General features: G+C 73.7%; 1 protein-coding gene. It reads left to right on the forward strand.

From position 1 onward, the window contains the following. A partial coding sequence (locus ACZ52R_RS43105) for an SDR family NAD(P)-dependent oxidoreductase (RefSeq protein ID WP_465755542.1) occupies positions 1 to 7,705 on the forward strand: 7,705 nt, incomplete at both ends.

Raw genomic sequence — 7,705 nt, forward strand, 5'->3', positions numbered from 1 at the left:
GATGACGGTGTGGTGGATGGTCTGACCGGGGAGCGGTTTGCTTCGGTGGCCCGTCCGAAGGTGGATGCGGCGCGGAACCTGCACGAGTTGACGGCCGGGCGTGATCTGTCGGCGTTCGTGTTGTTCTCGTCGATGGCGGGTTCGGTGGGCAGTGCCGGGCAGGGCAACTACGCGGCTGCGAATGCCTATCTGGACGCGCTCGCGGAGCAGCGCCGGGCCGACGGTCTGCCCGCCACCTCGATCGCCTGGGGCCCGTGGGCACAGGGCGGCATGGCCGCCGACGGCACCGTCGAGCAGCGCCTGCACCGCGACGGCGTCCCGCCGATGGCCCCGCGCCTGGCGATGGCCGCCCTCCGGCAGGCCGTCGAGCACGGCGACGGTGCCCTCACCGTCGTGGACATCGCCTGGGACCGCTTCCTGCCCGGCCTGACCGCCGTCCGACCCACCACGCTCTTCGACGAGATCCCCGAGGCCCGCCAGGTCGCGGCCGCGGCCACCGTAGCCTCCGGCGCTGCAGCCGTCAGCTCCTCGCAGGCCGACCGCCTCGCCGGCCTCCCGGCCGCCGAGCAGCAGCGCGTCATGCTCGACCTCGTCCGCACCACCGTCGCGGCCGTGCTCGCCCACTCCGGCACGGACCAGGTCGAGGCCGGCCGGGCGTTCAAGGAGCTGGGCTTCGACTCGCTGACCGCCGTCGAACTCCGCAACCGCCTGGCCGCCGCCACCGGGCTGCGCCTGCCCACCACCCTCGTCTTCGACTACCCGTCCGCCGCTGCGCTCGCGGACCACCTCCGCACCGAACTCGTGGGCCGCCAGCCCGCCGCCGTCGCCGAGGGCACCGCCCGTACGGCCGCCGAGGACGAGCCGATCGCGATCATCGGTATGAGCTGCCGCTTCCCCGGCGGCGTCGCCTCGCCCGAGCAGCTCTGGCAGCTGCTCGTCGGCGGCGGCGACGCAATGTCCGGGCTCCCGGCCGACCGCGGCTGGAACACCGACACCCTCTACGACCCGGACCCCGACCGGGTCGGCACGATCTACACCCGCGAGGGCGGCTTCCTGCACGACGCGGCCGAGTTCGACGCCGCGTTCTTCGGCATCTCTCCGCGCGAGGCGCTCGCCATGGACCCCCAGCAGCGGCTGCTGCTGGAGACGTCCTGGGAGGCCTTCGAGCGTGCGGGCATCGACCCGGCCACCGTGCGCGGCAGCCGTACCGGCGTCTTCGCCGGTACCAACGGCCAGGACTACCTCGCCCTGCTGATGAGCTCGCCCGAGGAACTCGAGGGCCACCTCGGCGTCGGCACGGCCGCGAGCGTCGTCTCCGGCCGCCTCTCCTACACCTTCGGCCTGGAGGGCCCGGCGGTCACCGTCGACACCGCCTGCTCCTCCTCGCTGGTCGCCCTGCACCTCGCCGTCCAGGCGCTGCGCAACGGTGAGTGCACGCTCGCCCTCGCCGGCGGCGTCACCGTGATGGCCACCCCCGACACCTTCCTCGACTTCAGCCGTCAGCGCGGTCTCGCCGCCGACGGCCGGTGCAAGGCGTTCTCCGCGGCCGCCGACGGCACGGCGTGGGGTGAGGGCGCCGGCATGCTGCTGGTCGAGCGGCTGTCGGATGCCCGGCGCAACGGGCATCCGGTGCTTGCGGTGGTCCGTGGCTCTGCGGTGAACCAGGATGGTGCGTCGAACGGGCTGACGGCGCCGAACGGTCCGTCGCAGCAGCGGGTGATCCGTCAGGCTCTGGCCGGTGCCGGGCTGACGGCGGACCAGATCGACGCGGTGGAGGCGCACGGCACGGGCACCCGCCTTGGTGACCCGATCGAGGCGCAGGCCCTGCTCGCGACGTACGGTCAGGAGCGTCGGGACGGCCGTGCGCTGCTGCTGGGGTCGGTGAAGTCGAACATCGGGCACACCCAGGCTGCGGCCGGTGTTGCCGGTGTGATCAAGATGGTGCTGGCGATGCAGCACGGCGTCCTGCCGCGGACCCTGCATGTGGATGAGCCGTCCCCGCACGTCGACTGGACGGCCGGCGCCGTCGCGCTGGCGACCGAGAACGTCGACTGGCCGGAGACCGGTGAGCCGCGCCGTGCGGGCATCTCCTCGTTCGGCTTCAGCGGCACCAATGCGCATGCCGTGCTGGAGCAGGCTCCGCCGGCGGACGAGGTGCCCTCGGCCGCGGTTGTGTCGCCGGTGTCGCCGGTGGTGCCGGTGGTGCTTTCGGCGCGGAGTCCGGAGGCGCTTGTGGCGCAGGCGGCGGGGTTGGTGGCGGTGGTCGAGGGCGGTGGTGCGCCGAGTGTGGCGGATCTGGGGTTCTCGCTGGCGACGGGCCGGGCGGCGTTCGAGTTCCGGGCGGGGTTCGTGGCCTGCGATCGTGCGGAGTTGCTGGCCGGGCTGGCCGCGGTGTCCGGTGGTCAGGCCTCGGTGGTGGAGGGGCGGACGGCGTTCCTGTTCACCGGTCAGGGCAGTCAGCGCGTCGGGATGGGGGAGGAGCTGTACGGCGCGTTCCCGGTGTTCGCGGATGCGTTCGATGCGGTGTGTGCGCACCTGGACCAGTTCCTGGACCGTCCGCTGCGTGAGGCGATCGCCGACCCGGAGCTGATCCACGAGACGGGTTGGGCTCAGCCGGCGCTGTTCGCGCTGGAGGTGGCGCTCTTCCGGCTGGTGGAGTCGTGGGGTCTGACCCCGGACGTGCTGGCCGGGCATTCGATCGGTGAGCTGGCTGCCGCCCACGTCGCGGGTGTGTTCTCGCTGGCGGACGCGGCCCGGCTGGTGGCGGCTCGTGGCCGGTTGATGCAGGCGCTGCCGCGCGGCGGTGCGATGGTCGCGGTGCAGGCGAGCGAGGCCGAGGTCCTGCCGCTGCTCACTGGCGGGGTGGGCATCGCCGCGGTCAACGGCCCGACCTCCGTGGTGATCTCGGGTGCCGAGGATGCGGTGCTGGCCGTGGTCGCGCAGTTGGAGGGTCGCAAGTCCAAGCGGCTGACGGTCAGTCATGCGTTCCACTCGCCGCTGATGGACGGCATGCTCGCGGACTTCCGTGCCGTCGCCGAGCAGGTCAGCTATGAGTCCCCGCGGATTCCGATCGTCTCCACCCTCACCGGCGCTCCTGTCTCCGCCGAGCTGACCGACGCCGAGTACTGGGTGCGCCACGTCCGTGAGGCCGTCCGTTTCGCCGACGCGGTCACCGCCCTGGAGGCGGATGGTGTCCGGACGTTCGTCGAGTTGGGCCCGGACGGTGTGCTGTCCGCGATGGGCCAGGAGTCCGTGGCCGAGGCCGTGTTCGTCCCGGTGCTCCGCGCCGGCCGCCCGGAGGCCCGCACGCTCACGGCAGCCCTGGCCCAGGCCCACGTCCGCGGCCTCGCGGTCGACTGGCCGGCCGTGTTCGCCGGTACCGGCGCCCGCCGGGTCGACCTGCCCACCTACCCCTTCCAGCGGCAGCGGTACTGGCCGCGGACACCCGTCCTGGCCGTCGGCGATGTCGCGTCGATCGGGCTCGGTGCGGCGGGGCACCCGCTGCTCGGTGCGAGTGTGGAGTTGCCGGATTCGGACGGTGTGGTGTTCACGGGCCGGCTGTCGGTGCAGTCGCACCCGTGGCTGGCCGATCACGCGGTGATGGGCGCGGTGCTGCTGCCCGGCACGGCGTTCGTCGAGCTGGCGATCCGCGCCGGTGACCAGGTCGGCTGCGGGCTGCTGGAGGAGCTGACGCTGGAGGCGCCGCTGGTGCTGCCCGAGCAGGGCGGCGTCCAGCTGCGGTTGGCGCTCGCGGGCGTGGACGAGGCGGGCCGGCGGACGCTCAGCGTCCACTCGCGCCCGGAGGAGGCCGTGGAGGGCGAGCCGTGGACGCGGCACGCCACCGGTGTGCTCGCACCCGACAGCACGGCCGCCGTCCCGTCGTTCGAGCTGGTCGAGTGGCCGCCGAGCGGTGCGGTGCCGGTTCCGGTCGACGACCTGTACGAGCGGCTGGCCGCGGCCGGGTTCGGGTACGGACCGGTGTTCCAGGGCTTGCGCGCCGCCTGGCGGCACGACGGAGACACGTACGCCGAGATCCGGCTTCCGGAGAGTGCCCACGAGGACGCCGAGCAGTACGGACTGCACCCGGCGCTGCTCGATGCCGCGCTGCACGCCCTCGGCCTGGACATCGCCGACGGCTCGACCGCGGACGGCCCCCGCCGGGCCCGTATCCCGTTCTCCTGGAACGGGGTCACCCTCTATGCCGCCGGTGCGACCGCCCTGCGCCTGCGTCTCACCGAGGCCGGGCAGGACACGGCCTCGCTGCTGCTGGCGGACGAGACCGGCCGGCCGGTGGCCGCGGTGGAGTCCCTGGTCTCCCGTGAGGTGTCCGAGGAGCAGGTGCGCAGTGCGCGCGGTGGCTTCGTCGACTCGCTGTACCGGGTGGAGTGGACGGTGCTGCCGGTGTCGCAGGCGCCGACGGGTCGGTGGGCCGTGCTGGGTGCGGGCGGGTTCGGTGCGGAGCGGTTCGCGGACCTGGCGGAGCTGGGTGCGGCGGTCGACGGCGGTTCGGGGGTTCCGGATGCGGTTTTCCTGGCGCTGGAGTCGGTCGAGGCGTCTGACGGTGTGGCCTCGGCTGTGCGCGCCGCGCTGCACGGGGTTTTGGGGACGGTGCGGGAGTGGCTGGCTGATGAGCGGTTCTCGGCGTCGCGTCTGGTCCTGGTGACCCGTGGGGCGGTCGGTGCCGAGGTCGAGGACCTGGTGCACGCCCCGGTGTGGGGCCTGGTCCGCTCGGCGCAGACGGAGAACCCCGGCCGCCTGGTCCTGCTGGACCTCGACGGCGGCGACTTCTCCCGCGAGGCGCTCTCCGCCGCTCTGGCGGCCGGCGAGCCGGAGCTGGTCGTGCGCGGTGGCGAGGTGCGGGTGCCGCGTCTGGCCCGGGCGGCGGTGTCGCCGGAGGCGGTGTCGGTGTTCGGGTCGTCGGGCACGGTCCTGGTGACGGGTGCGTCGGGTCTGCTGGGCGGGCTGGTGGCCCGTCATCTGGTGGTCGGGCACGGGGTGCGGAGTCTGCTGCTGGTGTCGCGTCGTGGTGCGGACGCGCCGGGTGCGGTCGAGCTGCGGGACGAGCTGACGGAGGCTGGCGCAACGGTGACGGTCGCGGCGTGCGACGTGGCCGACCGGGAGGCGCTGGCCGCGCTGCTCGCCGACCACGAGCTCTCCGGTGTGGTCCACACGGCCGGTGTCCTGGACGACGGCATCGTCACCTCGCTCACTCCCGAGCGGATCGACACCGTGCTGCGTCCGAAGGTCGACGCGGCCCTCCACCTTCACGAGCTGACGGCCGATCACCCGCTCACCGCCTTCGTGCTGTTCTCCTCCGCCGCCGGCACGCTCAGCAGCCCCGGCCAGGGCAACTACGCGGCCGCGAACGTCTTCCTGGACGCCCTCGCCGCCCAGCGCCGGGCCGCCGGACTGCCCGCCACCTCCCTCGCCTGGGGTCCGTGGGCCGACAGCAGCGGCATGGTCGGCAGCCTCGACGCGGTGGACGTCCAGCGCATGAGCCGCGGCGGCATTCACGGCCTCGGCTCCGCCGAGGGCCTCGGGCTGCTCGACGCGGCCACCGCCATCGGCAGCGCCGCCCTCGTCCCGATGCACCTGGACCTGACTGCCCTGCACGCCCAGGCCGCCGCCGGTACCCTGCCCGCCCTCCTGCGGGGCCTGATCCGGGTCCCGACCCGGCGGGTCGCCCGCGCCGGGGCGACGGCCGGCGGCTCCGAGTTGGTCGCCCGACTGCTGGCCCAGCCGGCCGCCGCCGACCGGGAGGAGACTCTCCTCGGCCTGGTCCGCTCCCGCGTCGCCGCCGTGCTCGGCTACGCCGACGGGGGTGCGGTGGAGTCCGCACGGGCGTTCAAGGAGCTGGGCTTCGACTCGCTGACCGCCGTCGAGCTGCGCAACGAGCTCAACGGCGCGACCGGCCTGCGCCTGCCCGCCACCCTCGTCTTCGACTACCCGACGCCGGGCGCCCTCGCCTCCTTCCTGCTCGCCGAACTCCTCGGCGACGACGCGGACGAGCACGCCACCGTGACCGGCGCCGGCGCCGCCCGGGCGTCCTCGGCCGCGAACGACGAGCCGATCGCGATCGTCGGCATGGCCTGCCGCTACCCCGGCGGGGTGGAGTCCCCCGAGGATCTGTGGAGCCTGGTGCTCGGGGCCGGTGACGCGATCTCCGGCTTCCCGACCGGCCGCGGCTGGGACCTCGACGGTCTCTACCACCCCGACCCCGACCACCAGGGCACCACCTACGCCCGCGAGGGCGGCTTCCTGCACGACGCGGGGCTGTTCGACCCGGAGTTCTTCGGGATCTCGCCGCGCGAGGCGTTGGCGATGGACCCGCAGCAGCGGCTGCTGCTGGAGACCTCGTGGGAGGCCGTGGAGCGTGCGGGGATCGACCCGGCGACGCTGCGCGGCAGCCGGACCGGCGTGTTCGCCGGCGTGATGTACCACGACTACGCGACCGGGATCGGCGAACTCCCCGAGGGCGTCGAGGGTTACCTCGGCACCGGTGTCTCGGGCAGCATCGCCTCGGGCCGGGTCGCCTACACCTTCGGCCTGGAGGGTCCGGCGGTCACCGTCGACACCGCCTGCTCGTCCTCGCTGGTCGCGCTGCACTGGGCGATCCAGGCGCTGCGCCAGGGCGAGTGCACGATGGCGCTCGCGGGCGGTGTCACCGTGATGGCGACGCCCGAGACCTTCGTCGACTTCAGCCGCCAGCGCGGCCTGTCGGCCGACGGCCGGTGCAAGGCGTTCTCGGCGGAGGCGGACGGCACCGGTTGGGGCGAGGGCGTCGGCATGCTCCTCGTCGAGCGGCTCTCCGACGCCCGCCGCAACGGGCACCCGGTGCTCGCGGTCGTGCGCGGCAGTGCCGTGAACCAGGACGGTGCGTCGAACGGCCTGACCGCGCCGAACGGTCCGTCGCAGCAGCGGGTGATCCGGCAGGCGTTGGCGAATGCGGGTCTGGCATCGGATCAGATCGATGCGGTGGAGGCGCACGGGACGGGGACGACCCTGGGCGACCCGATCGAGGCGCAGGCGCTGCTGAACACGTACGGCCGTGAGCGTTCGGCCGAACAGCCGCTGTGGCTGGGTTCGTTGAAGTCGAACATCGGTCACACGCAGGCCGCAGCCGGTGTGGGCGGGATCATCAAGATGGTGATGGCGATGCGGCACGGTGTGCTGCCGCAGACGCTGCACGTGAGTGAGCCGTCGGCGAAGGTCGACTGGTCGGCGGGTGCGGTGGAGCTGCTCACCGAGCGACGGGCCTGGCCGGAGACCGGGCGCCCGCGTCGCGCGGCGGTGTCGTCCTTCGGTATCAGCGGGACCAACGCCCACACCATCCTCGAGTACGCACCGGCCACGGTCGAGCACCCGACCGCCGGCGACGAGACCCCGGCCGTGCCGATCGTGCTGTCGGCAAGGAACGAGAAGGCCCTCCAGGGCCAGGCCGCAAAGATGGTGGCCCTCCTGAACGAGCAGCCCAGCCTCGGCCTGTCCGACCTGGGGCACTCGCTGGTGGCGTCGCGGGCGGTGTTCGAGCACCGGGCGGTGGTGGTGGCGGGTGACCGTGCCAGTGCCGTGGCGGGGCTGGAGGCGCTGGCGGCGGACCTGCCGGGGGCGGTCCGGGGCGTGAGCGGTTCGGCGGGCCGGGTGGCGTTCGTCTTCCCGGGTCAGGGTTCGCAGTGGGCCGCGATGGCGGTGGAGCTGTTGGAGT

It is taken from the genome of Kitasatospora sp. NPDC034023 (genome assembly GCF_055575795.1).